The organism is Pseudomonas cedrina subsp. cedrina (assembly GCF_001983175.1).
GTDB lineage: Bacteria > Pseudomonadota > Gammaproteobacteria > Pseudomonadales > Pseudomonadaceae > Aquipseudomonas > Aquipseudomonas cedrina.
In genome coordinates, this window is record NZ_MNPW01000008.1 from 338,613 (window position 1) to 363,407 (window position 24,795).

Consider the following 24,795-nt stretch of genomic DNA (forward strand, 5'->3'; position numbering starts at 1 on the left):
CGCCCTCGCCATGAAGCTTCACCTTCATGACACTCCCAATCGGGAGCCAAGAGCAAACGGATTGCTTTGGTCGCTGTGTTGCTGATCTACGATCCAACCAGTTCAGGCTCTGCCTTAGAGCAGTTTTTTGTTGTTCTCGGCCTGGTTGCGGGGCAAGCCCCAAATGCAACGCCTCTCCAAAAGAATCAGTTAGCTGCGCCTCCGCCGTGTTGTTTTTGTTATGCGTGAGTCGATTCGTCTTATTTTTATTGTCTTGTACTGAGCTTGTTATTGTTTTTGTACTAAGCATATAGCAGGGTGCGTGCCAACTTTTGCATCGGCCAGTAAAACCGGGGGTTTAAGGCGGTTTCGGGTTTTTGACGGGCCAAAAAAAGCCGGGGCTTCGTTACCGTAAGCCCCGGCTTTTGTTACGCGAAATATCTGCGGTAACAGTTTTTTCACATTTGTGGGTGTTACCTGTGGGGGCGCACCCTCAGCTCTCGCTGGCTACACCCGTCTTGCGGCGTGGAATGCCCAGGCGCTGGCGGCGTTCCCACAGGCATTTACGGCTTACGCCCAGTTTGCGCGCCAACTCGGTTTCAGTCATATGGTCCTGATGCTCAAGGACAAAGTGCTGGAAATAATCTTCCAGTGACAGGTCCTCCGTCGGCTCATGGCTGGTATTGCTACCGCCGCCCTGCTGAGGGGCCAGGCCGACGAAATCGTCATCGTCCAGGTCGCTCAGTTCGATATCGATGCCCAGCAGCTCGGCGGAAATCTCCGGGCTTTCCGAGAGGATTACCGCACGCTCGACGGCATTCTCCAGCTCGCGCACGTTGCCCGGCCACGAGTAATGCCGAATCGCCTGCTCGGCGTCCGCGGCGAACTTCAGGTCGGTGCGGTTGATGCGCGCGCTCTGGCGCAGCAGGAACGCCTGGGCGATCTCATTGACGTCGGCGCCACGTTCACGCAGGGGCGGTAGCTTGAGGGCGATCACGTGCAGGCGATAGTACAAGTCTTCACGGAACTGGCCGATCTTGGCCAGGCTCTTCAGGTCGCGGTGGGTAGCGGCGATCAGGCGTACATCGACCTTTTGCGACTGCACCGAGCCTACACGGCGGATCTCGCCTTCCTGCAGCACGCGCAGCAACCGCGCCTGGGCTTCCAGGGGCAGTTCGCCGATTTCATCAAGGAACAAGGTGCCACCGTCCGCCGCCTCCACCAGGCCCGCACGCCCGGCGCTGGCGCCGGTGAACGCGCCTTTTTCGTGACCGAACAATTCGGATTCGATCAGGGATTCGGGAATCGCCGCACAGTTCACCGAGATCATCGGCGCCTTGGCACGCTTGGACAGGTTGTGCAGGGCGCGCGCCACCAGTTCTTTACCGGTGCCTGATTCGCCCTGGATCAATACATTGGAGTCGGTCGGGGCGACTTTGCGGATCTTGCTGTACAGGTCCTGCATCGGTGGGCAGGAACCGATGATGCCGATCTCGCCGTTGCTGTTGTCGACGCTGGGCTTGTCGGCGGTTTTGCCTGCCGGCCGCGGTTCGGCCGGCGCACTGCTGGCCGACTGGCGGTCACGCAGGATGCGGGCCACGGCTTGAAGCATTTCGTCATGGTCGAAAGGCTTGGCGATGTAGTCCACCGCGCCCATCTTCATGGAGTCCACCGCCGAGCGCAGGCTGGCGTAGCTGGTCATGATCAGCACCGGGGTGCCCTGGCCGAGCTTGATCAACTCGGTGCCAGGCGCGCCAGGCAGGCGCAGGTCGCTGACAATCAGGTCGAACGTGGGAATGCTGAAACGCTCCTGGGCTTCCTGCACCGAGCCGGCTTCGCTGACCTGGTACTGATTTCGTTCAAGCAGGCGACGCAAGGCAGAGCGGATGATGGTTTCGTCTTCGACGATCAAAATGTGCGGCATTGATTCAATTCTCTCGACGGTCTCAGTTCACAGCGGACGTCGCTTCGACATGACGCGGCAAGGTCACCCGGATACGGGTGCCGCGTTGGCTTTCGGTGTCAGCCGGGCTGTCGATGGTGATTTGTCCATAATGCTCTTCAACGATGGAATAGACCAGTGCAAGGCCCAGACCGGTACCTTCACCGGGGTCCTTGGTGGTGAAGAAGGGTTCGAACAATCGGTCCATGATGTTCTGTGGAATACCGCTACCTTCATCTTCGACGATCAGATCGACCGTATGTTCGAAAGCCTCGGTCTTGACGCGTACGGCGCTGCCGGCCGGCGTTGCATCGCGGGCGTTGGACAGCAGGTTGATCAGAACCTGGGCCAGGCGTTGTGAGTCGCCATCCACCCAATGGTCGGGGTCGCACAAATTGAAGAACTGTACTTCGAAATTGCGCCGGTTCAAGGCCAGCAGCCCGATGGCATCCTGCGCCACCTCGGCCAGGCACACCGCTTCGTCTTGGTTCTGATGGCCGCCTGCGTGGGCGAAGCTCATCAACGACTGCACGATGCGCGACACGCGTTTGGTCTGTTCGAGGATCTGGCCGCTGATCTCGATGATTTCGCCGTCCTCTTCCCGCTCTTCTCGCAGGTTCTGCGCCAGGCAGGCGATACCGGTGATCGGATTGCCGATCTCGTGGGCCACGCCAGCCGCCAGCCGGCCGATGCTGGCCAGGCGTTCGGAGTGCACCAGCTTGTCTTCGAGCATCTGGGTTTCGGTCAGGTCTTCCACCAGCAACACCAGGCCGCTGTTACCGGGCGCCAGGGGTTCGTCGATGGCGGCTTTGTGCAGGTTCAACCAGCGAGTCTGGCCATCGAGGGCCAGGTGCTGCTTGTGCAAGTGCTCGTCGGGCAGGTCGATAAATCCTTGTAACAATTCTTTCCAGGGTTCGCCCAGGGTATTCAGGCGTGAACCGACCACCCGCTGCGCGGCGATGCCGGTGAGTTCTTCCATGGCCTTGTTCCACATCAGGATCTCCTGATCCTTGGCCAGGGAGCACACGCCCATCGGCAGTTCCTGCAGGGTTTGGCGGTGATAGCGGCGCAAGGCATCGAGTTCGGCGGCGAGACCTGTGAGGCGTGAGTGGTAATCCTCCAGTCGGCTCTCGATGAAATGGATGTCTTCGGTGACGTAGTTTTCGCCGCCGGCCTTGTAGGGCAGGAAGGTTTCCACCATGTCCTGGGACACGCTCGGCCCCATCAGCCCCGACAAGTTGGCTTCGATACGGTCACGCAGGCGACGCAGCGCGTAAGGGCGGCGTTCGTCGAACGGCAGGTAGAGATCACGCAGAGCCTGTTCCACTTCCTTTTGCGCCGCCTTTGCGCCCAGGGGCTTGGCCAGTTGCGTGGCGAACTCCTGGGGCGAGGCCGCATGCAATTCTCGGCGTTGCGGGCGGCGCACGTTGTCCACCGCACAGGCTTCGGCGGCGCTGGTTTCTTCCGGGCTGGCGTTGGTGAACAGCGAGATCAGGGTGAACATCAGGACGTTGGCGGCCAGGGATGCAATCGCCGCCATGTGCCAACTGGTGTCGTCCAGCACGTAAATCATGTTCAGCAAGGGGATATAGAAGCCCTGCAGATTACCGACCAGCGGCAGCAGCATGGTGACGATCCAGACCAGGATCCCCGCCAGCAACCCGGCGATAAAGCCACGACGGTTGGCGGTCGGCCAGTACAGCACCGACAGCACCCCCGGCAGGAACTGCAAGGTGGCGACGAACGCGACGATCCCCAGGTTGGCCAGGTCTTGCCCGGGGCCGAGCAACAGGTAGAACCCGTAGCCGGCCATGATGATCGCGACGATCAGCGCGCGCCGTGTCCATTTCAGCCAGCGGTAGATATTGCCTTCGGCCGGCGGCTGGTACAGCGGCAGTACCAGATGGTTGAGCGCCATGCCCGATAACGCCAGCGTCGTGACGATGATCAGGCCGCTGGCGGCGGACAAACCGCCCACATACGCCAGCAATGCCAGGGATTTGCTATTGGCGGCAATGCCCACGCCAAGGGTGAAGTACTCGGGGTTGGTGGTGGCCCCCAATTTCAAGCCGGCCCACAGGATCAGCGGTACCGCCAGGCTCATCAACAGCAGGAACAGCGGCAAGCCCCAACTGGCGCTGACCAGCGAGCGCGGGTTGAGGTTTTCGGTAAAGGTCATGTGATACATGTGCGGCATCACGATTGCCGAGGCGAAGAAAACCAGCAGCAGGGTGCGCCATGGGCCTTCCTGCAGCGGGGTGTGCAAGGCGGCGAGGGCGGTCTGGTTTTGCAGCAGCCACAGTTCCAGCTGCTGCGGGCCGTCGAATACGCCGTAGAGCGCATACAGGCCGACGCCGCCGATGGCGATCAGCTTGATCACCGACTCGAAGGCAATCGCGAACACCAGGCCTTGGTGTTTCTCGCGGGTAGCGATATGGCGCGAGCCGAAGAAAATCGTGAACAGCGTGATCAGCCCGCAGAAGGCCAGCGCAACGCGATGCTGTACGGGTTCGCGGGTGAGGATGCTGATGGAGTCGGCCACAGCCTGAATCTGCAGGGCCAGCAAGGGCAAGACGCCGATCAGCATGAAAATCGTGGTCAGCGCGCCGGCCCAGGTGCTGCGAAAGCGAAAGGCGAACAGGTCGGCCAGAGACGACAGCTGGTAGGTACGGGTGATCTTCAGGATCGGGTACAGCAGCACCGGCGCCAGCAGAAACGCGCCGGACACCCCGAGGTAACTGGACAGAAAACCATAACCGTACTGATAGGCCAGTCCCACGGTGCCATAAAACGCCCAGGCACTGGCGTACACGCCCAAGGACAAGGTATAGGTCAACGGATGGCGAATGATCGCCCGCGGAATCATTCCGCGCTCACTGATCCAGGCGACGCCGAACAACGCGGCCAGGTAGGCGGCGCTGATCAGCAGCATCTGGGTGAGGCTAAAGCTCATCGGCATCTTTTTGGCTCTGCAGGATGAAAGTCACGACGATCAGGATCAGCCACAGCAGATAAGGGCGATACCAGGCGCCCGTGGCGTCGATCCACCAATCCATGATGGCGGGGGAAAACAGGTAGATCCCGACGACCAGCAGCAGGACCAATCGATAGATATACATGTTGGCCTCTGAATGAAAAACTGCGGCGATGGTAACGGATGCCTGGCAAGCTGCAAGCGCCTTCAGCTCAATTGCGCTTCGGCCAGGGTCAGTGTGCGGGGGACCCGTGTGGCGTCCCAATGGGCGATGCCCCAATCCAGCAGTTCACGCGGGCTGGCGTGCAGCAGTTCGGCGCCGGGTTGCTGGCCGAGGGCGCGCAGTGCTCTCACTAGCAGGGGCGTGGCCTGGTTGGGTGTCAACGGCGGCGATCGGTAGGATTTACCCAACTTGTTGCCGTCCGGCTGGACAATCAGCGGCACGTGCAGGTAGCGCGGTTGGCGCAGGCCCAGCAATTCCTGCAGATACAGTTGGCGTGGCGTGGAGTCCAACAGGTCGGCGCCGCGTACGATATCGGTCACGCCTTGCCAGGCATCGTCGAGAACCACCGCCAGTTGATAAGCATAAAGGCCGTCACGCCGGCGAATGACGAAATCGCCGACTTCGCGGCCCAGGTGCTGTCGGAACTCGCCTTGAACGCGGTCGGTAAAGTGGTACGCAAGCTCGGGCACACGCAAACGGATAGCGGCATCTTGCTGGTCGTGGCCGGCATTGCGGCACAGGCCGGGGTAAATCCCGTTGTAGGCTTCCAGTTGTTTGCGCGAGCAGGTGCAGGCGTAGGCCAGGCCGTGGTTGAACAGGTCGTTCAGCACTTTGGCGTAGGCTTCGTGCCGCTCGCTTTGTCGGACTGTTTCCCCGTCCCATTCAAAGCCGTAGCTTTCCAGCGCCTGCAGGATCGCCGCCTGGGCACCGGGCTCTTCGCGGGGCGGGTCGAGGTCTTCCATGCGCATCAGCCAGCGGCCACTGTTGGCGCGGGCGTCGAGGTAGGAGGCGAGGGCGGCGACCAGGGAGCCGAAATGCAAATGGCCGCTGGGTGTGGGGGCAAAGCGCCCGATATAGGTAGAGGCTGTCATGGGCCGGATACTACTGGAAATTCGGTAAACGCCAGAAACAAAAATGGGCCGTTCGCACGCCCCATTCGTTCAGCTCGGCTGAATTACTTGCCGACCTGTTTTTCCTTGATTTCGGCCAAGGTCTTGCAGTCTACGCAGAGGTCCGCGGTCGGGCGGGCTTCCAGGCGACGGATACCGATCTCGACACCGCAGGATTCGCACCAGCCGTATTCTTCGTCTTCGATCAGTTGCAGGGTCTTGTCGATTTTCTTGATCAGCTTGCGCTCGCGATCGCGGGCGCGCAGTTCGAGGGCGAATTCCTCTTCCTGGCTGGCACGGTCTGCCGGGTCAGGGAAGTTGGCGGCTTCGTCCTTCATATGGTCAACCGTGCGGTCGACTTCCTGCATCAAGTCCTGCTTCCACTTCTTCAGGATATTGGAGAAGTGCTTGCGCATGGACTCGCTCATGTACTCCTCACCCTTTGTTTCTACATAGGGTGTGAAGCCGCTGAGGGCTGAGGGTTGTTGTTGCTTTGCCTGGGTGGACATGAATAGACCGCCTCTCACTCTTCTAATCCATTGCGCAGGATTTCAACGTCACCGACACCTGCCGGCCCTGCGGCTGCAAGCGGGCGAACTTACCAGATAGATTCGGGGTGCGCCACTCCCGGCTGTCGAGGCCCATCACGTCAGTGTCGCAAACCGCGACTGCCCGTCGTAGGTGGGTATGTATCCTCTCAACGGTTGATTTTAGTCGTTTTGCACGCGCTTGCCCGACCTGCATGCGCCGCCGGACAGGCAATAGAACATGTTTTACCGCCGTGGTTCGGTAGAATCCGGATTTTGTCCTCACCGTTAAGGAAGGCTAATGGCTCAGCCCTACAGTGCGCGCAGTCGCGCCATCGAACCTTTTCATGTCATGGCATTGCTGGCGCGGGCCAATGAGCTGCAAGCCGCCGGCCATGACGTGATCCACCTGGAAATCGGCGAGCCGGATTTCACCACCGCCGAGCCGATCATCCAGGCCGGCCAGGCGGCATTGGCCAATGGCAAGACCCGCTACACCGCGGCCCGTGGCCTGCCGGAACTGCGCGAGGCCATCAGTGGTTTCTATCAACAGCGCTATGGCCTGAACGTGGACCCTGAACGCATCCTGATCACCCCCGGTGGTTCCGGTGCCCTGTTACTGGCCAGCAGCCTGCTGGTCGATCCGGGCAAGCATTGGCTGCTCGCAGACCCTGGTTACCCCTGCAACCGCCATTTCCTGCGGCTGGTGGAGGGCGCGGCGCAGTTGGTGCCGGTCGGCCCTGACGTGCGCTATCAACTGACCGCCGACCTGGTGGGCCGGCACTGGGATCAGGACAGCGTAGGCGCGCTGGTGGCATCCCCGGCCAACCCGACCGGGACGATCCTCACGCGCGACGAATTGGCCGCGCTTTCGGGCGCAATCAACGCGCGTAACGGTCATCTGGTGGTCGATGAGATTTACCATGGCCTCACCTACGGCACAGACGCCGCCAGCGTGCTGGAAGTCGACGACGATGCGTTCGTCCTTAATAGTTTTTCCAAGTATTTCGGCATGACCGGTTGGCGCCTGGGTTGGCTGGTGGCGCCACCGGCGGCAGTGGGTGAGCTGGAGAAACTGGCGCAAAACCTCTACATCAGTGCGCCGAGCATGGCCCAACATGCGGCGCTGGCGTGTTTCACCCCGCAGACCCTGGGCATTCTGGAAGAGCGCCGCGCCGAATTTGGCCGCCGTCGCGACTTCCTGCTACCGGCCCTGCGCGAGCTGGGCTTCGGCATTGCCGTTGAGCCGGAAGGTGCGTTCTATTTGTATGCGGATATCAGCGCGTTCGGCGGGGATGCCTTCGCGTTCTGTCGTCATTTCCTGGAGACCGAACATGTGGCCTTTACGCCCGGTCTGGATTTCGGACGCTACCAGGCCGGTCACCATGTGCGCTTTGCCTACACGCAAAACATTGATCGGCTACAGCAGGCGGTGGAGCGAATTGCCCGTGGATTGCGGAGTTGGCAAGGCTGATGCATTTTTATCCTCCCCTCGAAGAAGCGCGGCTCATCCGCCGCTATAAGCGTTTTCTCACCGATATCGAAACCGTTGCCGGCGAGTTATTGACCATTCACTGCCCGAACACCGGCTCGATGCTCAATTGCATGGTCGAAGGCGGGCAGGTCTGGTTCAGTCGTTCCAATGACCCCAAGCGTAAGTTGCCCGGCACCTGGGAAATCGCCGAGACGCCCCAGGGGCGTCTGGCGTGTGTGAACACGGCGCGGGCCAATCAATTGGTGGAAGAGGCGTTGCGTGCCGGGGTGATTACGGAGCTCAACGGTTTCACCGCATTGAAGCGTGAAGTGCCTTACGGTCAGGAGAAAAGCCGAATCGACTTTCGCCTGGACTACCCCCATGGGGCCGCGTTTGTCGAAGTCAAAAGCGTGACCTTGGGCTTTGATGGCTCTTCGATTGCGGCCTTCCCCGATGCCGTCACCCAGCGCGGCGCCAAGCACTTGCGCGAGCTGGCCTACTTGGCGCGCAGCGGGGTGCGGGCGGTGCAGTTGTATTGCGTCAATCTTTCGGGGATCGATGCCGTGCGCCCGGCCGTGGAAATCGACGCGGCCTACGCTGCTGCCCTGCGTGAAGCCAAGGCGGCAGGGGTGGAAGTGTTGGCCTATGGGGTGCGGGTGACATCTGAGGAGATCTGCGTGGACCGGCGTCTGGACGTGTTGTTCGACTAGAGTTCCACCCACAATCCCTGGGCGTCTTCGCGGCCGGGCAGGGCGATGAGGCTTTGCCCGGCGCACGGCCCGGCAATGCATTCGCCACTCTCGATCAGGAACAGGGCGCCGTGAGTGGCGCATTGGATCAGGCTGGCGCTGGCGTCGAGAAACTGACCGGGCTGCCAATCCAGCGGGATGCCGCGATGGGGGCAGCGGTTCATATAGAAGTAGGCAACGCCGCCCCGGCGCACCGCCAACAGCTTGCAGCCGTCGATGTCAAAACCGAGGCTGCAGTCGGGCGCGAGCGCGTCGGAGGGGCAGAGAAACTTCATTTCAATCCTTAAGTGCCTTGACGTTCAAATGCAAACAATTATCAAATGCCGGCTTCGCCCGTTAGCTGACCGGGTGCTCAATACGATGCCGGGCAGGGGTTATCTGTCACATCGATGAGCGCTTGAGCGGCCCTGCCCCTGGAAGGAAACCCTGTTATGCGCCTGAGTGCCAGCGCTATCGCGCTTATTGCTTCCCTGCTGGTCAATCATGGGGCTCAGGCCTCGGAACTGCCGCAGCGCTGGGTCAGTGCCGGTGGGGCGCTGTCGGAATGGGTAACGGCCATGGGCGGCGAATCGAAATTGGTGGGGGTGGACACCACCAGCCAGCATCCCGAGTCCCTCACGGCGCTGCCGAGCATCGGTTACCAGCGGCAATTGTCGGCGGAAGGCATTCTGAGTCTGCGTCCGCAGGTGCTGGTAGGTACCGAAGAAATGGGCCCGCCGCCGGTGCTGGCGCAGGTCCGCAACGCGGGTGTGCAGGTAGAGATGTTTTCGGCGCAGCCGGACCTGCAGGCGTTGAAAGACAACCTTCAGCACTTGGGCAAGTTGCTGGGCAATGGCGCCAAGGCTAGCGAGCTGCTTGCCGGGTATGAACAGGCACTGGAGCAGCAGAAGCGTTGGGTGGCCAAGGCCCAGTCCACTCAAAAGACGCCTGGCGTATTGCTATTGCTTGGCCATGCGGGCGGCAAGCCGCTGATTGCAGGCAAAGACACGGCGGCTGACTGGATGCTGCAACAGGCGGGCGGACGTAATCTGGCAACCCATAGCGGCTACAAGCCGTTTTCCATGGAGTCATTGGCGGGGTTGAGCCCGGATGTGCTGGTGTTTGCCGATCGCGCCCTGACCGGTGAAGCGGCGCGTGCGGCACTGTTCAAGGAAAATCCGATCCTGGCATCGACGCCGGCCGCTCATGACGGGCGGGTGTTTGAGGTGGATCCCACTTTGCTGGTCGGCGGGCTTGGGCCGCGCCTGCCGCAAAGCCTCGTGGAACTCTCTGCCGGTTTTTATCCGTCCCAGCCTAAGCCTGCCCCATGACCGCGCTGGTTAAACCCAAGACCTTGTTTATCGGGTTGGCACTGCTGTGCTTACTGGCCATCTGGTTATCCCTGGCGTTGGGGCCGGTCAGTCTGCCATTGCTGGATACGCTCAAGGCCGCGTTGCGTTTGATGGGGTTGCCGATCGAGGCCCAGGGGTTGGAACAGGCTGAACTGATCCTGGGGCAGATCCGTTTGCCGCGTACGTTGCTGGGCTTGGCAGTCGGCGGCGTGTTGGCTTTGTCGGGTGTGGCGATGCAGGGGTTGTTTCGCAATCCGCTGGCTGATCCGGGGTTGGTCGGGGTTTCCAGCGGTGCTGCGTTGGGCGCGGCGGTGGCGATTGTTGGCGGTTCGTTTTTCGGCGGTTTGCCGGAGGCGTTCGGGCCTTATGTTTTATCTGTGTGCGCATTTCTTGGCGGCTTGGGCGTGACGGCGCTGGTTTATCGCCTAGGGCGGCGCAACGGCCAGACCAACGTCGCGACCATGCTGCTCGCCGGCATTGCCTTGACGGCGCTCGCCGGTTCGGCGGTGGGCCTGTTTACCTACCTGGCCGACGACGCCACCTTGCGCACTCTCACGTTTTGGAACCTGGGCAGCCTCAACGGCGCCAGCTATTCGCGCTTGTGGCCGTTGCTGCTGGTGAGCGTGGGTGTCGCGCTGTGGTTGCCGCGCCGAGCCAGGGCGTTGAATGCATTGCTGCTCGGTGAGTCCGAGGCCGGTCACCTCGGTATTGATGTAGAAAGGCTCAAGCGCGAGTTAGTGTTCTGCACCGCCTTGGGTGTGGGGGCTGCGGTGGCCGCAGCGGGTATGATCGGGTTTGTGGGGCTGGTGGTTCCGCACCTGGTGCGATTGCTGGCGGGGCCGGATCATCGGGTCTTGCTGCCGGCATCGTTATTGGCGGGTGCAAGCCTGTTGCTGTTTGCCGATCTGGTTGCGCGCCTGGCATTGGCGCCGGCTGAGTTGCCCATCGGTATTGTCACTGCGTTTATCGGCGCGCCGCTCTTTCTATACCTATTGTTGCGGGGGCGTGCCTGATGCTACGTGTGGAAGACCTGCAGATCCGTCGCGGTCGCAAAACAGTGTTGGCGGATGTCACGCTCGACCTGCTGCCGGGTGAAGTGCTGGGCGTGCTGGGGCCCAATGGCGCGGGCAAGAGTACGTTGCTCAGTGCTTTGTGCGGTGAGTTGCATCCCGCCCAGGGCAAAGTGTTGTTGGATCAACGCCCATTGGCTGATTGGAGTGGCGTGCAGCGCGCACAACGCCTGGCGGTATTGCCACAGGCCTCGACGTTGGACTTCGCCTTCCGTGTCGAAGAGGTTGTAGGCATGGGCCGCTTGCCCCACCAGACCGGGCGCGTGCGCGATGACGAGATTATCGAGGCGGCCTTGCAGGCGGCGGATGTCGTCCATTTGAGAGGCCGCAGCTACTTGGCGCTGTCGGGCGGAGAACGGCAACGGGTGCACCTGGCGCGGGTGTTGGCGCAGTTATGGCCGGGCGAGGCGGGGCAGACGTTGCTGTTGGATGAGCCGACGTCGATGCTGGATCCGTTGCATCAGCACACTACCTTGCAGGCCATTCGTCGCTTTGCCAATCGGGGGGCAGCGGTATTGGTGATCCTTCACGACTTGAACCTGGCGGCTCGCTATTGTGATCGCATTCTGCTGCTGGAGGCCGGCCGCCCCCATGCCTTGGATACGCCCGCGCAGGTGATGCAGCCTGAGCCGCTCAAAGCCGTGTTTGGCCTGGATGTGCTGGTGCAGCCGCACCCGGAGCGTGGGCATCCGCTGATCATTGCGCGCTGAAGTTGACGTTTGCAGGCAGCTTTCGACAGGTAAAAAAAGACCCGGCAAAAGCCGGGTCAAATAACCGTGATTAGCCTGATGAGGAGATAATCTGAGAGTCCGAACCAATGGTCTTTCAGTTATCGGCTGATCTCGCGACCAGTTGTGATAATCATAACGATTCTCATTTGAGAGTCAACCTTTGTTTTTGCCTGTTCTGCGCGTTTTCTCAAACGCCTGTCCGGAGTGCCTGTAGATACTGGGCGGTGCTCAATTTTTCTGACGGGTCGATAGCGCGTCCAATTGACGGTTCAACGCTTCCTTGCGCTCGGCAGGAACGTCGTTCCAGTGCACATCCATCAAGGCGCCCTCGATGGCATACAACAGTACTTTCGAGGCGCGGAACCCGCGTGTGCGCACGGCGCGGTATGCATCGACAGCGCCCAGGCGGCGCAAGTCTGACGCGCTGTGGATGCCCACCGCATGCAGCCACTGCGCCGACGTCTTGCCGAGGTTTTTCAGGAGTTGCAGCTCGTCGTTCATCAAGCCTCCTTGCGATGGCCGAATGGTTCGGTGGGTATCGTGACCATGCAAGCCTGAGAGGAGTGTAGCGCTCAGTAGGAAAAACGCAGTTCTTTAGTCGGAAACGGCCTAAAGACTGATAAGAAGGGGGGCGTCAGGTGCAGGCAGCCCCCGCCAGGCGGGCGCGAGGCGGGGCGAAAAAGCGCGGGTTCAACGAGTGCGGTAGCGTAGGCGGGTGCCGAAATTGACCGACATGAGGATCTCGTCAGCGCTCAGTTCCGGCGGGAAGTAGGTGCCGGAAATTTGCGCGTGGGCAAGGCTTGCCCCTTCCAGCGGACAGTCGCGAAGGTCCAGGCCGCGCAAATCGGCGGAGCGGAAATAAGCGTCGGTGAAGTCCACGCCAGAGGCGTTCAGCTCACGCAAGTCCAACCCACGGAAGTCTCCACCGCGCATGTCGATGACGCCGTGATCTGGGCGTTCCTGGTTGAAGCCCCGGATATCATCTTTATGCAGGAGCGAGTAGAGGGGAGAATCGAGAAGCTTGGGCTGACTCATGACGGCGACTCCTGTTGGATTTATGGCGCCATTATAGTGCCACTATTGCTCGATCGTGCGCCTTAGTAGGCGACACGATCAAGAAATTTTTCTTACAGTCCTGGCAGCCGCTGGCGTATATGCGCCACCAATGCATCAAGGGTGCCGCTTTCATTGGTTTCGACACGCTTGCTGAGCAACTGTTCCTCGGCGGTCAGTGGCTCGCGATTCGCCTGTTGTTCTTCGATCACCGACAGTGTCGCGTCGGAAGGGTCGTTTTTGTCCGCCTGACGCTGTGCCAACCAGCTGGCGATGACCGCTTGGGGCGCATTGCAATCCAGAATCAGGAAGGGCGCGCCGGTCGCCTCGGCAACCTTCGCCGCTGCTTCACGTTGCTCGCGCTTCAAGAAGGTCGCATCCAGCACCACCGGGTAACCGGCGCGCAGTACGGTAGCGGCGATTTCATTCAAGCGTGTGTAAGTTGCCGCGCTTGCGTCGGCCGCATAAATACCGGCCTGCGGCGTGTTTTCAACCTGCTGCTCGCCGAACAGGCGCTTGCGCTCCACGTCCGAGCGCAGTCGCACGGCGCCCAGTGCCTCTACCAGGCGCATCGCCACGTGGCTTTTGCCCACGGCCGAAACACCATGGGTAATCGCCATAAAGCGTGACGGAATAGTGCTGTAGCTTTCCGCCAGGTTGGCGTAGTTACGGTACTGGCGCAGGGTAGTGGCGCGTTGTACCGGGCTGGCCTCGCTCGGCATGCTGAACAACGCGACCTTGGCGCGTACCAGGGCGCGATAGGCTTTATAGAAATTCAGCACTTCCAGGCCCTGATAGTCACCGGTCAACTCCAGGTATTGGCTGATAAAGCGCCGCGCCAGTGACTTGAGGCCGCGGTCTTCCAGGTCCATCGCCAGGAAGCCGGTATCGGCGTAAACGTCAGTAAAACGGAAGGGTTCGTTGAACTCGATGCAGTCGAAGATCACCACGTGGCCATCGATCAAGGTGGCGTTGCCCAAGTGAATATCACCGTGGCATTCGCGGGTGAAACCCTCCACTTTGCGCTGGGCAAGCAGTGGCTTGAGGCGCTCGAAGCTGCTTTCGGCCCAGGCTTGCAAGGCATCCAACTGAACCAGGTCAGCCTTGTCGCTGAGGAACGGGCGGATCTGGTCGAAGTTCTGGCGAACCGGCGCCATCACTTCTTCCGGCGTGCCGGCTGGGTGTTCCTGCGGGACTTTCGGCGCAGTCAGGTGGAAGTGCGCGATTTGACTGGCCATCTCATCGATGTGCGCGCTGGTCAGTTCGCCATTAGCCTGCAAGGTGCTGAGCAATTGGCTCTGCGGAAACTGGCGCATTTTCAGTGCGTATTCGATGACCGGACCTTCGCCGCCCAACTGCGGGGCTTCGGCGGTGCCGGTGATCGGCAACACGTCGAGATACAAATCTTGCGTCAGGCGCTGGTTGAGGCGCAGTTCTTCGCGGCAGAAGTGGCCGCGCTTTTCCAGGTCGGTGAAATCCAGAAAGCCGAAGTTCATCGGTTTCTTCAATTTATAAGCATACGGGCCAGTCAGTACGACCCAGGAAATATGGGTCTCGATGACTTGGAACGCTTCAACCGGGTGCGGGTATAAAGCCGGATTTTGCAGGGCAGCGATCAGGGACTGGCTCACGGGCGATCCTTCAGAGTCTGGGGGAAAACATGGCGGGCATTATGGCTGCTGCGGCCGGTCGTGCAAACCGCTGTCCGGCTCATGTTGATCCTCAATAAAGTGCGTATAATCCGCCGCCATGACTCGAACCCGATCTCCCCGTTCCCGTAAAAAACCTCCTTCCCGCGGCCTGCGCCCTTGGCTGGGCTGGGCGCTCAAGCTCGGCCTGGTGGGTCTTGTAGTGCTCGCCGGTTTTGCGGTGTACCTCGACGCCGTGGTCCAGGAGAAATTCTCCGGCAAGCGCTGGACCATCCCGGCCAAGGTATACGCGCGCCCGCTGGAACTGTTCACCGGCCAGAAGCTGAGCAAGGACGACTTTCTCACCGAACTCGACGCCTTGGGCTATCGCCGCGAACCCGTGAGCAATGGTCCGGGGGCAGCCGCCGTCAGCGGCAATACCGTCGACCTGAATACCCGTGGCTTCCAGTTCTATGAAGGCCTGGAAAAAGCCCAGCCGGTGCGCGTGCGGTTTTCCGGCGATTACGTCGCGGAATTATCGTCACTCAATGGCTCCAAGCTGCCTGTGGTGCGCCTGGAACCGCTGATGATCGGCGGCATTTATCCGAAGAATCTCGAAGACCGCATCCTGATCAAGCTTGATCAAGTGCCGCCGTTCCTGCTCGAAACCCTGGTGGCCGTCGAAGATCGCGATTTCTACCACCACTGGGGCGTCTCCCCGAAGTCGATCGCTCGCGCAGTCTGGGTGAACACCTCAGGCGGCAAGATGACCCAGGGCGGCAGTACGCTTACGCAACAATTGGTCAAGAATTTTTACCTGACCAGCGAGCGGAGCCTGACCCGCAAGCTCACCGAAGCCATGATGGCGATGCTGCTGGAATTGCACTACAGCAAGCAGGAAATCCTCGAGGCATACCTCAACGAGGTATTCGTCGGTCAGGACGGCCAGCGCGCGGTGCACGGTTTCGGCCTGGCCAGCCAGTTCTTTTTTGGCCAGCCGCTGTCTGAACTGAAGTTGCATCAGGTCGCGTTGCTGGTGGGCATGGTCAAGGGGCCTTCCTACTACAACCCGCGCCGCAACCCTGAGCGGGCATTGGAGCGCCGTAACCTGGTGCTCGATGTGCTCGAGCAACAAGGCGTGGCCACGGCGGAACAAGTGACCGCGGCGAAGAAAATGCCGCTGGGCGTTACCACGCGCGGCAAGCTGGCGGACAGCTCCTTCCCGGGCTTTATCGACCTGGTCAAACGCCAACTGCGTGAAGACTACCGCGACGAAGACTTGACCGAAGAAGGCCTGCGGATCTTCACCAGCTTCGACCCGATTTTGCAGATGAAAGCCGAGGCGTCGGTCAACGACACCTTCAAGCGCCTGACGGGCCGTAAAGGCTCGGACGAAGTCGAAGCGGCCATGGTCGTGACCAATCCGGAAACCGGCGAAGTGCAGGCCATGATCGGCAGTCGGCAGGCCAGCTTCGCCGGTTTCAACCGCGCGCTAGATGCGGTGCGGCCAATCGGCTCGCTGGTCAAACCGGCCGTTTACCTGACCGCGTTGGAAAAACCGAGCAAGTACACCCTGACCAGTTGGCTGTCGGATGACCCGTTGTCGGTCAAAGGGGGGGATGGGCAGGTATGGACGCCGCAGAACTTCGATCGCCGCTCCCACGGTACGGTGTTTCTTTATCAGGGGCTGGCGCACTCCTACAATATTTCCACGTCACGCCTTGGGCTTGAAGTCGGTGTCCCCAACGTCCTGAAAACCTTGGCGCGCCTGGGGATCACCCGTGAATTCCCAGCCTTCCCCTCTATACTGCTGGGGGCCGGTGCCATGACGCCGATGGAAGTGGCGACCATGTACCAGACCCTCGCCAACGGTGGCTTCAATACGCCGATGCGCGGCATCCGCAGTGTGCTGACCGCCGAGGGCGAGCCGCTCAAACGTTATCCGTTCCAGATTCAGCAGCGGTTCGATGCAGGCTCCATCTACCTGATCCAGAACGCCATGCAGCGTGTGATGCGTGAAGGTACGGGCAGCTCCGTCTATAAAGTCCTGCCGTCCAACCTGACGTTGGCTGGCAAGACCGGTACCAGTAACGACTCGCGCGACAGTTGGTTCGCTGGCTTCGGCCAGGATGTGCTGGCGGTGGTGTGGCTGGGGCGCGACGATAACGGCAAGACCCCGTTCACCGGCGCTACCGGTGCGCTGCAGGTCTGGACCAGTTTCATGCGCAAGGCCGACCCGCTGCCGCTGAACATGCCGCAGCCGGATAACATTGTGCAGGCCTGGATAGATCCGCACACGGGCCAAGGCTCCGATGCCAACTGTCCGGGAGCGGTGCAGATGCCGTATATTCGCGGCAGCGAACCGCCACCCGGTGCCGCATGCAGTGGCGGTGCCCCTGCTGACGCGGAATCGGTGATGGATTGGGTCAAGGGCTGGATGAATTAAGCAGAGAGGGTTTCAAGTGAACAAGTGGTGGATTCCAGCGATTACAGCTCTGGCTTTGCTCAGCGGTTGCTCCAGCGTGCAACGCGGCTCCATTCCCGTGGTGGACTCGAGCACAGCCGTCTCCAATAGCGACCGGATTTCGGCCAATGGCGGTTTCCGCCAGACCGTGACCAACCGCCCTGCCCAGGCCGCGACCCAGGCGGTGCCGCAGGATTCGGGCGTGGTGGTGATGGTGCCGGGGGCCGGCTCCGCCACCTCTGCGCCGATCAGCGCCGAGCCGTGGACCCCAGGGCCAAGCGCTTCCGGACCGATCGATACCGCGCCGGTTCAAACTGCACCGATCAACCAGGGCACCTACAACATGCCTTCCACGCCGAGCGGCATTCCATCGTCCTCCAGCGCCGGCGGCCTGTCGGCTGACGAGCAACTGGACGGCCCGGTGCTGGCCCTGCTCACCACGGCTCAGCAACAACAGGCGGGTGGCGATTTGAACGGTGCATCGTCGAGTCTCGAGCGTGCGCAACGCGTTGCCCCGCGTGAGCCGCAAGTGCTGTATCGCCTGGCACAGGTGCGCATGGCCCAGGGCGACGCACCTCAAGCGGAGCAGTTCGCTCGTCGTGGCTTGTCCCTGGCTAACGGTCGTCCCGACCTGCAAGCCAGCCTGTGGGCGTTGATTGGTGACGCGCGCGCCGCACAGGGTGATGCCGCCGGTGCTGCCCAGGCGCGGCGGAAAGCCAAGGTCAACCTCTGATGGATGCACGCTTTCCGGCGATTGCCGAACAGTTATTGCTGATTGAGCGTGAGTTGCGCGTGCAAGGCTGGTGGGACGAAGTGTCCCCCAGCGCCGAGGCGCTCAGCAGTGTCGAGCCTTTTTCGGTGGATACCCTGGACTTTCACCAGTGGCTGCAATGGATCTTCCTGGCGCGCATGAAGCAGATTCTCGAGCAGGACCTGCCATTGCCCAATGCGTCGGGCATCCTGGAAATGGCCGAGATGGTCTACGCCGACCGCCCGCTTGAAAGCCTCGGATTGCGCAACGCGCTGAAAAAGTTCGACCAATTGATCGCCGACGCTCGTTAATTGCCTGACTCCCGGGTTTTCCGGCAGTCTTGCGCACATTTCTATCGCTTGACGACATTCAGGCGAGTTTTATCCCTCCTCAAAGCCCTTTCTTCTACGTTCTCATGCGCTTAGTTGGAAAAAAGCGCAATTATTGCTTGACTTGAAGGGCCTGAAACAGAAGAATCCAAAGTCCGCTGTATCGGGACTGCCAGAAGCAGGCCCGCTCAGCAGATCATGAGGCGCACATCCGCGCCGACCTGTAACACCCGCAACGCGTTACCTCGCGCTGGGTGGGAAAATCCCGCAACACTTGGGACGATCCCAATACTTGCTCAGTCAGTGCTGACGTAGTCGGCGACCACCGTCGCTCATGCTCTGTTGAGAAGTAAACCTATTAAGACCCGTCGGTTTTCAACGGACGGTATTCTGGCGTTTTAGAGGTGAACAACGTGGAGCTTTTATCTGGCGGTGAGATGCTCGTCCGCTTTTTGCGTGACGAAGGCGTCGACTATATCTACGGGTACCCAGGTGGTGCTCTGCTGCATGTCTACGACGCACTGTTCAAGGAACCGGCTGTTACCCACATCCTGGTTCGCCACGAACAGGCCGCGACCCATATGGCTGACGGTTATGCCCGTGCCACCGGTAAAGCCGGCGTGGTCCTGGTAACGTCCGGCCCTGGCGCAACCAATGCCATTACCGGCATCGCGACCGCGTACATGGACTCCATTCCGATGGTGATCATTTCTGGCCAGGTCGCAAGCACCATGGTCGGTACCGATGCATTCCAGGAAACCGACATGATCGGTATCTCCCGGCCGATCGTGAAACACAGTTTCATGATCAAGCATGCCTCGGAAATCCCGGAAGTCATGAAGAAGGCCTTTTACCTCGCACAGTCCGGTCGTCCGGGGCCTGTAGTGGTCGATATCCCGAAAGACATGACCAACCCGGCTGAAAAATTCGAATACATCTTCCCGAAGAAAGCCAAGCTGCGTTCCTACAGCCCAGCCGTTCGTGGGCACTCGGGGCAGATCCGCAAGGCCGCAGAAATGCTCCTGGCGGCCAAGCGCCCTGTGCTGTACTCCGGCGGTGGTGTAATTCTGGGCGGTGGTTCCGCACCGCTGACCGAACTGGCCAAGCTGCTCAACCTGCCAGTGACCAATACCTTGATGGGCCTCGGCGCGTTCCCGGGTTCGGACCGTCAGTTCGTCGGCATGCTCGGCATGCACGGCAGCTATACCGCCAACCTGACCATGCACCATGCCGACGTGATCCTGGCAGTGGGCGCACGTTTCGATGACCGAGTGATCAATGGCGCGAGCAAGTTCTGCCCGAATGCCAAGATCATCCATATCGACATCGACCCGGCGTCCATTTCCAAGACCATCAAGGCCGACGTGCCGATCGTAGGTCCTGTTGAAAGCGTCTTGACCGAAATGGTCGCAGCGCTGAAGGACATCGGCGAAACGCCGAACAAGGAATCCGTCGCCAGCTGGTGGAAGCAGATCGACGAATGGCGCGGTGACCGCGGCCTGTTCCCTTACGACAAGGGCGACGGCAGCGTTATCAAGCCGCAAACCGTGATCGAAACCCTGTGCGAAGTGACCAAGGGCGACGCCTTTGTGACCTCCGACGTGGGCCAGCACCAAATGTTCGCGGCGCAGTACTACACATTCGACAAGCCTAACCGCTGGATCAACTCCGGTGGCCTGGGCACGATGGGCTTTGGTTTCCCTGCGGCCATGGGTGTGAAACTGAGCTTCCCGGAGACGGACGTCGCGTGCGTCACCGGTGAAGGCAGCATCCAGATGAACATCCAGGAACTGTCGACGTGCCTGCAGTACGGCCTCCCCGTGAAGATCGTCTGCCTGAACAACGGCGTGCTGGGCATGGTTCGTCAGTGGCAGGACATGAGCTACGGCAGCCGTCACTCCCATTCCTACATGGAATCGTTGCCGGACTTCGTCAAGTTGGTTGAAGCCTATGGCCACGTCGGCATGCGCATCACCGATTTGAAAGATCTTAAGCCGAAGATGGAAGAAGCGTTCGCCATGAAGGACCGCCTGGTGTTCATCGATATCAAGGTGGATACCAGCGAGCACGTCTACCCGATGCAGATCAAAGACGGCTCTATGCGCGACATGTGGCTGAACAAGACGGAGCGTACTTAATCATGCGGCACATTATCTCCCTGCTTCTGGAGAACGAACCCGGCGCTCTGTCTCGTGTTGTCGGCCTGTTTTCGCAACGCAACTACAACATCGAAAGCCTGACCGTGGCGCCGACCGAAGACCCGACCCTGTCGCGCCTGACGTTGACCACCGTGGGCCACGATGAGGTGATCGAGCAGATCACCAAGAACCTCAACAAGCTGATCGAAGTGGTCAAGCTGGTCGACCTGTCGGAAAGTGCCCACATCGAGCGCGAGCTGATGCTGGTCAAGGTCAAGGCCACGGGTGCCCAGCGTGCCGAGATCAAGCGCACCACCGACATTTATCGCGGGCAGATCGTCGATGTAAGCGCCAGTGTTTATACCGTGCAACTGACCGGTACAAGCGACAAGCTGGACAGCTTCATCCAGTCGATCGGGACGGCCTCGATTCTGGAAACCGTACGCAGTGGTGTCACAGGGATCGCCCGTGGCGACAAAGTACTCAGCATCTAACCCAAATTAGCGAATGGCCTTACGGCCTGGATATATAGAGGAACCTCATGAAAGTTTATTACGATAAAGATTGTGACCTGTCGATCATCCAGGGCAAGAAAGTCGCCATCATCGGTTACGGCTCCCAGGGCCACGCTCAGGCGTGCAACCTGAAAGATTCCGGCGTTGACGTTACCGTTGGCCTGCGCAAAGGCTCGGCTACCGTTGCCAAGGCTGAAGCACACGGCCTGAAAGTGACCGACGTTGCTTCCGCTGTTGCGGCCGCCGACCTGGTCATGATCCTTACCCCGGACGAGTTCCAGTCCGCGCTGTACAAGAACGAGATCGAGCCGAATATCAAGAAGGGCGCTACCCTGGCCTTTTCCCACGGTTTCGCGATCCACTACAACCAGGTAGTGCCACGCGCTGACCTCGACGTGATCATGATCGCGCCGAAGGCTCCGGGTCACACCGTGCGTTCCGAGTTCGTCAAAGGCGGCGGTATCCCTGACCTGATCGCAATCTACCAGGACGCATCCGGCAACGCTAAAAACGTAGCTCTGTCCTACGCTGCCGGCGTCGGCGGTGGTCGTACCGGTATCATCGAAACCACCTTCAAGGACGAGACTGAAACCGACCTGTTCGGCGAACAAGCCGTACTGTGCGGCGGTACCGTTGAACTGGTGAAAGCCGGTTTCGAAACCCTGGTTGAAGCTGGCTACGCGCCGGAGATGGCCTACTTCGAATGCCTGCACGAACTGAAGCTGATCGTTGACCTCATGTACGAAGGCGGTATCGCCAACATGAACTACTCGATCTCCAATAACGCTGAATACGGCGAATACGTGACCGGCCCGGAAGTGATCAACGCCGAATCCCGTCAGGCTATGCGCAACGCCCTGAAACGTATTCAGGACGGCGAATACGCCAAAATGTTCATCAGCGAAGGCGCTACCGGCTACCCTTCGATGACCGCCAAGCGTCGTAACAACGCCGCTCACGGTATCGAGATCATCGGTGAGCAACTGCGCTCCATGATGCCGTGGATCGGTGCCAACAAGATCGTCGATAAAGCCAAGAACTAAGTCGTACGTATCAACAGAAAACGCGGCTTAGGCCGCGTTTTTTCGTTTGGCAGACAGGTTCTGGTATAAAGCTGCATCGTTTGCGGGCGAACACTCGCCGCAAGTATTTGTCGAATTTTTTTCACCCGTTGCAAGGTAAAGTCCATGAGCGAACGTCCCGAAGAGCCAAGCCAGGCTTCTGACGCCGAAAGCCTGCTACCCATCGATGAACATGTCGAAGAAGGACATGACGCGGAAGGTCGCAAGGTTCGGCATCGTGGCATCTATCTGCTGCCCAACCTGTTCACCACGGCGAACCTGTTTGCAGGTTTCTATTCCATCATCAACTCCATGAGTGCCCAAAGCGCACTGGCGGCAGGTGATGCGGCAAGCGCCAGCAAATATTTCGGTTTTGCGGCCATCGCCATTTTCGTGGCCATGGTGCTCGACGGCCTAGATGGTCGCGTGGCGCGCATGACCAATACGCAAAGTGCCTTCGGTGCCGAGTACGACTCGTTGTCGGATATGGTCGCGTTTGGTGTCGCGCCTGCGTTGCTGGCATTTGCCTGGGCGCTGGGTGACATGGGCAAGGTCGGCTGGATGGTTGCCTTCATTTATGTCGCGGGCGCGGCTTTGCGCCTGGCACGCTTCAACACCCAGGTGGGGACCGCCGACAAGCGTTACTTCATCGGTCTGGCCAGCCCAGCGGCCGCGGGTGTGGTGGCGGGTATCGTCTGGGCGTTCAGTGATTACGGCATCCAGGGTTCGAAGATGTCGTTCCTGGTGGCCTTGATGGTGGCTGCGGCCGGCATGCTGATGGTCAGTAACATCAAGTACAACAGCTTCAAGGAACTGGACCTCAAGGGGCGCGTACCTTTTGTGGCAATCCTGGCGGTGGTACTGGTATTTGCCGTAGTGTTCAGTGATCCTCCGCGCATTCTGCTGCTGGCGTTCCTGGTCTACGCCGCTTCGGGGCCGGTTCAGTATTTGCTGCATTTGCGCCGCGACAAAACATTGCCTTAATGTAATTTCGCCCATACTCCGCAGTCTATTGGTGCATCTGTTCTCCAATGCTGCGGAGTTGCCATGTTAATCAAATTGCCCAAAGCGTCCGATTGCCCCGAATCGGATGTCACTCCAGAGTCCTTCTATCTTTCCCGCCGCAGCTTGCTCGGTGGTGCGCTCGCAGGCATCGCAGCCAGCAGCTTGCCGCGTTGGGCCAATGCTGTCGAGGCCTCGCGCTATGCTGATGTAGAGGCGGGCAGGGCGCCGAACTGGTTTACCGAAAAACTGCCGAGCACCCACTGGCAGGCGATCACGGTAAAGGATGAAGCGATCACGCCGTTCAAAGATGCGACTCACTACAACAACTTCTATGAGTTCGGCACCGGCAAGGACGACCCGGCAACCAATGCGGGTTCATTGAAGACCGAGCCGTGGAGTGTGGTGATTGATGGCGAGGTGGCGAAGCCGGGCCGTTATGCCCTGGAAGACTTCATGAAGCCCTACCAGTTGGAAGAGCGCATCTACCGCCTGCGCTGCGTGGAGGCGTGGTCGATGGTTATTCCATGGATCGGTTTCCCGATCTCGGCGTTGCTCAAGCAGGTTGGGCCGACCTCCAAAGCCAAATACATCCGTTTCGAAACGCTGCAGGATCCCAAGAGCATGCCGGGGCAGCGTTCGAGTTTTGGTTTGATCGATTGGCCGTATGTAGAAGGCTTGCGGCTGGATGAGGCGATGAATCCTCTGGCGATTCTGGCTGTGGGCATGTATGGGCGCGAATTGCCTAATCAGAACGGCGCGCCGCTGCGCTTGGTGGTGCCTTGGAAGTATGGCTTCAAGAGTGTGAAGTCGATTGTACGGATCAGCCTCGTGAGCGAGCAGCCGAAAACCACCTGGCAGAGCATTGCCGCGGATGAGTATGGGTTCTACGCGAACGTGAACCCTACAGTGGACCATCCGCGCTGGACCCAGGCGCGGGAGCGTCGTCTGCCGAGCGGCTTGTTCAGCCCTAATGTGCGTGAGACGCAGATGTTCAACGGCTACGCCGATGAGGTGGCTTCTCTTTATACCGATCTGGATTTACGGAAGAACTACTGATGCGCTATCCGGCATGGCGCATTGGCGTCTTTATAGCGGCGGCTGTATGGCCGCTGTATTGGTTGTATGAAGCCTGGAGTTTTGCCCTGGGGCCTGATCCAGGCAAGGTATTGGTCGATCGTTTGGGGTTGGGCACCTTGACCCTGCTGCTGATCACCTTGGGGATGACGCCACTGCAGAAACTTAGCGGTTGGGCGGGGTGGATCGCGGTGCGCCGGCAACTGGGGTTGTGGTGCTTCGCTTATGTGGTGCTGCACCTGGCAGCTTATTGCGTATTTGTGCTCGGCCTGGATTGGTCGCAGCTGGGTGTGGAGCTGCGCAAGCGGCCCTACATTATTGTCGGTGCGTTGGGGTTCCTGTCGTTGCTGGTACTGGCGGTGACGTCGAATCGCTACAGTCAGCGTCGGCTCGGCAGTCGTTGGAAGAAGCTGCATCGCCTGGTGTATGTGGTTCTTGGGCTTGGCTTGCTGCATATGTTGTGGATCGTGCGGGCGGATCTGAAGGAGTGGGTTATCTATGCGTCTATAGGTGCGCTGCTGCTGGTGCTGCGGATACCGCCGGTAATGCGGCGAATCCCTCGCCTTATTGCGAAAAAACCACTTTCTGCAACAAAAGCGTAATTAACGGTTGACGGCAGATTCTGGAAGTCTATAATTCGCCCCACTTCCGGCGCAGTCGAAACGGAAAACTCCTTGGTAAACAAAGAGTTATGCGAGATTCGACAGCGACCTGCTTCAGTTCATCGAAGCCCAGAAGGAGTTGGTAGAGCGGTGTTGTGTGGCTCTATTAACGTTTCGATCTTCTCGGTCGAAAGCGGAGAAAAAGAGGTGTTGACAGCAGCGTGTAACGCTGTAGAATTCGCCTCCCGCTAACGAGAGATCGGAAGCGCAAGTGGTTGAAGTTGT

Annotated in this window: 23 protein-coding genes; 14 read left to right on the forward strand and 9 right to left on the reverse strand. The window is 59.9% G+C overall.

Going from position 1 to position 24,795, the window contains the following annotated elements; genetic code table 11:
* Positions 1-472 precede the first annotated feature (472 nt).
* The 5 genes from BLL36_RS18955 to dksA all read right to left on the reverse strand — a co-directional run bounded on the left by BLL36_RS18955 (position 473) and on the right by dksA (position 6,517).
* Positions 473-1,903, reverse strand: a complete 1,431-nt coding sequence (locus BLL36_RS18955; RefSeq protein ID WP_076952853.1) for a sigma-54-dependent transcriptional regulator — start codon at positions 1,901-1,903, stop codon at positions 473-475.
* Positions 1,904-1,925: 22 nt separating this feature from the next.
* Positions 1,926-4,880 carry a sensor histidine kinase gene (locus tag BLL36_RS18960; RefSeq protein ID WP_162279240.1) on the reverse strand — a complete coding sequence of 985 codons (2,955 nt, stop codon included), beginning with the start codon at positions 4,878-4,880 and terminating at the stop codon, positions 1,926-1,928.
* Positions 4,864-5,040 (reverse strand): hypothetical protein, encoded by a 177-nt coding sequence (locus BLL36_RS30595; protein ID WP_003176118.1) that lies wholly within the window; start codon positions 5,038-5,040, stop codon positions 4,864-4,866. Before BLL36_RS30595 ends, BLL36_RS18960 begins: the two co-directional genes overlap by 17 nt.
* 62 nt (positions 5,041-5,102) lie before the next feature.
* A complete protein-coding gene (gluQRS, locus tag BLL36_RS18965) occupies positions 5,103-5,990 on the reverse strand; it encodes a tRNA glutamyl-Q(34) synthetase GluQRS (RefSeq protein WP_076952855.1) in 888 nt (295 codons plus the stop codon).
* Between the two features lie 83 nt (positions 5,991-6,073).
* Complete coding sequence (dksA, locus tag BLL36_RS18970; protein ID WP_076952856.1) at positions 6,074-6,517, reverse strand: RNA polymerase-binding protein DksA; 444 nt, start codon at positions 6,515-6,517, stop codon at positions 6,074-6,076.
* 319 nt (positions 6,518-6,836) lie between these two features.
* Here dksA and BLL36_RS18975 point away from each other — a divergent pair, with 319 nt between their 5' ends.
* Both BLL36_RS18975 and sfsA read left to right on the forward strand, forming a co-directional pair.
* The gene (locus BLL36_RS18975; RefSeq protein ID WP_076952857.1) at positions 6,837-8,009 is read left to right on the forward strand and encodes a pyridoxal phosphate-dependent aminotransferase; all 1,173 of its coding nucleotides are present in this window, start codon (positions 6,837-6,839) and stop codon (positions 8,007-8,009) included.
* Positions 8,009-8,719: a DNA/RNA nuclease SfsA gene (gene sfsA / locus BLL36_RS18980; RefSeq protein WP_076952858.1), complete on the forward strand. Its 711-nt coding sequence runs from the start codon at positions 8,009-8,011 to the stop codon at positions 8,717-8,719. Before BLL36_RS18975 ends, sfsA begins: the two co-directional genes overlap by 1 nt.
* On the opposite strand, the gene BLL36_RS18985 is transcribed toward sfsA, so the two are convergent.
* On the reverse strand, positions 8,716-9,033 hold the full coding sequence (locus BLL36_RS18985; protein WP_076952859.1) for a Rieske (2Fe-2S) protein: 318 nt from the start codon (positions 9,031-9,033) through the stop codon (positions 8,716-8,718). The two genes, sfsA and BLL36_RS18985, sit on opposite strands and share 4 nt — an antisense overlap.
* 156 nt (positions 9,034-9,189) lie before the next feature.
* On the opposite strand from BLL36_RS18985, the gene BLL36_RS18990 reads away from it, so the two are divergent.
* Genes BLL36_RS18990 through BLL36_RS19000 form a run of 3 tightly spaced genes read left to right on the forward strand, consistent with a single transcriptional unit; the run spans position 9,190 to position 11,869 of the window.
* Positions 9,190-10,068, forward strand: coding sequence for a heme/hemin ABC transporter substrate-binding protein (locus BLL36_RS18990; RefSeq protein ID WP_076952860.1), 879 nt, complete (start codon positions 9,190-9,192; stop codon positions 10,066-10,068).
* The gene (locus BLL36_RS18995) at positions 10,065-11,102 is read left to right on the forward strand and encodes a FecCD family ABC transporter permease (RefSeq protein WP_076952861.1); all 1,038 of its coding nucleotides are present in this window, start codon (positions 10,065-10,067) and stop codon (positions 11,100-11,102) included. Before BLL36_RS18990 ends, BLL36_RS18995 begins: the two co-directional genes overlap by 4 nt.
* A complete protein-coding gene (locus tag BLL36_RS19000; protein WP_076952862.1) occupies positions 11,102-11,869 on the forward strand; it encodes a heme ABC transporter ATP-binding protein in 768 nt (255 codons plus the stop codon). Before BLL36_RS18995 ends, BLL36_RS19000 begins: the two co-directional genes overlap by 1 nt.
* Positions 11,870-12,118: 249 nt before the next feature.
* On the opposite strand, the gene BLL36_RS19005 is transcribed toward BLL36_RS19000, so the two are convergent.
* From BLL36_RS19005 to BLL36_RS19015, 3 genes are all read right to left on the reverse strand, one after another.
* Positions 12,119-12,391, reverse strand: coding sequence for a TfoX/Sxy family protein (locus BLL36_RS19005; RefSeq protein ID WP_076952863.1), 273 nt, complete (start codon positions 12,389-12,391; stop codon positions 12,119-12,121).
* 189 nt (positions 12,392-12,580) lie between these two features.
* Entirely contained in the window at positions 12,581-12,925 is a 345-nt protein-coding gene (locus tag BLL36_RS19010) for a pentapeptide repeat-containing protein (RefSeq protein WP_076952864.1), read from the reverse strand.
* A gap of 92 nt (positions 12,926-13,017) precedes the next feature.
* Positions 13,018-14,574 (reverse strand): bifunctional aminoglycoside phosphotransferase/ATP-binding protein, encoded by a 1,557-nt coding sequence (locus BLL36_RS19015; protein WP_076952865.1) that lies wholly within the window; start codon positions 14,572-14,574, stop codon positions 13,018-13,020.
* 118 nt (positions 14,575-14,692) lie between these two features.
* On the opposite strand from BLL36_RS19015, the gene mrcB reads away from it, so the two are divergent.
* The 9 genes from mrcB to msrQ all read left to right on the forward strand — a co-directional run bounded on the left by mrcB (position 14,693) and on the right by msrQ (position 24,510).
* Positions 14,693-17,017: a penicillin-binding protein 1B gene (gene mrcB, locus BLL36_RS19020; protein ID WP_076952866.1), complete on the forward strand. Its 2,325-nt coding sequence runs from the start codon at positions 14,693-14,695 to the stop codon at positions 17,015-17,017.
* A gap of 16 nt (positions 17,018-17,033) precedes the next feature.
* Positions 17,034-17,768, forward strand: coding sequence for a tetratricopeptide repeat protein (locus BLL36_RS19025; RefSeq protein ID WP_076952867.1), 735 nt, complete (start codon positions 17,034-17,036; stop codon positions 17,766-17,768).
* A complete protein-coding gene (locus BLL36_RS19030; RefSeq protein ID WP_076952868.1) occupies positions 17,768-18,097 on the forward strand; it encodes a YqcC family protein in 330 nt (109 codons plus the stop codon). The genes BLL36_RS19025 and BLL36_RS19030 overlap by 1 nt, the downstream gene beginning before the upstream one ends.
* A 431-nt stretch (positions 18,098-18,528) precedes the next feature.
* Positions 18,529-20,253, forward strand: a complete 1,725-nt coding sequence (locus tag BLL36_RS19035) for an acetolactate synthase 3 large subunit (protein WP_076952885.1) — start codon at positions 18,529-18,531, stop codon at positions 20,251-20,253.
* A 2-nt stretch (positions 20,254-20,255) separates the two neighbouring features.
* Positions 20,256-20,747: an acetolactate synthase small subunit gene (gene ilvN / locus BLL36_RS19040; RefSeq protein WP_003176102.1), complete on the forward strand. Its 492-nt coding sequence runs from the start codon at positions 20,256-20,258 to the stop codon at positions 20,745-20,747.
* Between the two features lie 47 nt (positions 20,748-20,794).
* Positions 20,795-21,811, forward strand: a complete 1,017-nt coding sequence (ilvC, locus tag BLL36_RS19045) for a ketol-acid reductoisomerase (protein ID WP_003212125.1) — start codon at positions 20,795-20,797, stop codon at positions 21,809-21,811.
* A 144-nt stretch (positions 21,812-21,955) separates the two neighbouring features.
* Positions 21,956-22,813 carry a CDP-diacylglycerol--serine O-phosphatidyltransferase gene (gene pssA / locus BLL36_RS19050; RefSeq protein WP_076952869.1) on the forward strand — a complete coding sequence of 286 codons (858 nt, stop codon included), beginning with the start codon at positions 21,956-21,958 and terminating at the stop codon, positions 22,811-22,813.
* Between the two features lie 63 nt (positions 22,814-22,876).
* On the forward strand, positions 22,877-23,890 hold the full coding sequence (msrP, locus tag BLL36_RS19055) for a protein-methionine-sulfoxide reductase catalytic subunit MsrP (protein ID WP_076952870.1): 1,014 nt from the start codon (positions 22,877-22,879) through the stop codon (positions 23,888-23,890).
* Positions 23,890-24,510, forward strand: a complete 621-nt coding sequence (gene msrQ, locus BLL36_RS19060) for a protein-methionine-sulfoxide reductase heme-binding subunit MsrQ (RefSeq protein ID WP_076952871.1) — start codon at positions 23,890-23,892, stop codon at positions 24,508-24,510. The genes msrP and msrQ overlap by 1 nt, the downstream gene beginning before the upstream one ends.
* Positions 24,511-24,795: the final 285 nt, after the last annotated feature.

Excerpts from the sequence above, each read along its gene's own strand:
- BLL36_RS18955 (WP_076952853.1), bottom strand. The coding sequence starts at position 1,903 with ATGCCGCACATTTTGATCGTCGAAGACGAAACCATCATCCGCTCTGCC.
- BLL36_RS18960 (WP_162279240.1), bottom strand. The coding sequence starts at position 4,880 with ATGCCGATGAGCTTTAGCCTCACCCAGATGCTGCTGATCAGCGCCGCC.
- BLL36_RS30595 (WP_003176118.1), bottom strand. The coding sequence starts at position 5,040 with ATGTATATCTATCGATTGGTCCTGCTGCTGGTCGTCGGGATCTACCTG.
- gluQRS (WP_076952855.1), bottom strand. The coding sequence starts at position 5,990 with ATGACAGCCTCTACCTATATCGGGCGCTTTGCCCCCACACCCAGCGGC.
- dksA (WP_076952856.1), bottom strand. The coding sequence starts at position 6,517 with ATGTCCACCCAGGCAAAGCAACAACAACCCTCAGCCCTCAGCGGCTTC.
- BLL36_RS18975 (WP_076952857.1), top strand. The coding sequence starts at position 6,837 with ATGGCTCAGCCCTACAGTGCGCGCAGTCGCGCCATCGAACCTTTTCAT.
- sfsA (WP_076952858.1), top strand. The coding sequence starts at position 8,009 with ATGCATTTTTATCCTCCCCTCGAAGAAGCGCGGCTCATCCGCCGCTAT.
- BLL36_RS18985 (WP_076952859.1), bottom strand. The coding sequence starts at position 9,033 with ATGAAGTTTCTCTGCCCCTCCGACGCGCTCGCGCCCGACTGCAGCCTC.
- BLL36_RS18990 (WP_076952860.1), top strand. The coding sequence starts at position 9,190 with ATGCGCCTGAGTGCCAGCGCTATCGCGCTTATTGCTTCCCTGCTGGTC.
- BLL36_RS18995 (WP_076952861.1), top strand. The coding sequence starts at position 10,065 with ATGACCGCGCTGGTTAAACCCAAGACCTTGTTTATCGGGTTGGCACTG.
- BLL36_RS19000 (WP_076952862.1), top strand. The coding sequence starts at position 11,102 with ATGCTACGTGTGGAAGACCTGCAGATCCGTCGCGGTCGCAAAACAGTG.
- BLL36_RS19005 (WP_076952863.1), bottom strand. The coding sequence starts at position 12,391 with ATGAACGACGAGCTGCAACTCCTGAAAAACCTCGGCAAGACGTCGGCG.
- BLL36_RS19010 (WP_076952864.1), bottom strand. The coding sequence starts at position 12,925 with ATGAGTCAGCCCAAGCTTCTCGATTCTCCCCTCTACTCGCTCCTGCAT.
- mrcB (WP_076952866.1), top strand. The coding sequence starts at position 14,693 with ATGACTCGAACCCGATCTCCCCGTTCCCGTAAAAAACCTCCTTCCCGC.
- BLL36_RS19030 (WP_076952868.1), top strand. The coding sequence starts at position 17,768 with ATGGATGCACGCTTTCCGGCGATTGCCGAACAGTTATTGCTGATTGAG.
- ilvN (WP_003176102.1), top strand. The coding sequence starts at position 20,256 with ATGCGGCACATTATCTCCCTGCTTCTGGAGAACGAACCCGGCGCTCTG.
- ilvC (WP_003212125.1), top strand. The coding sequence starts at position 20,795 with ATGAAAGTTTATTACGATAAAGATTGTGACCTGTCGATCATCCAGGGC.
- pssA (WP_076952869.1), top strand. The coding sequence starts at position 21,956 with ATGAGCGAACGTCCCGAAGAGCCAAGCCAGGCTTCTGACGCCGAAAGC.
- msrP (WP_076952870.1), top strand. The coding sequence starts at position 22,877 with ATGTTAATCAAATTGCCCAAAGCGTCCGATTGCCCCGAATCGGATGTC.
- msrQ (WP_076952871.1), top strand. The coding sequence starts at position 23,890 with ATGCGCTATCCGGCATGGCGCATTGGCGTCTTTATAGCGGCGGCTGTA.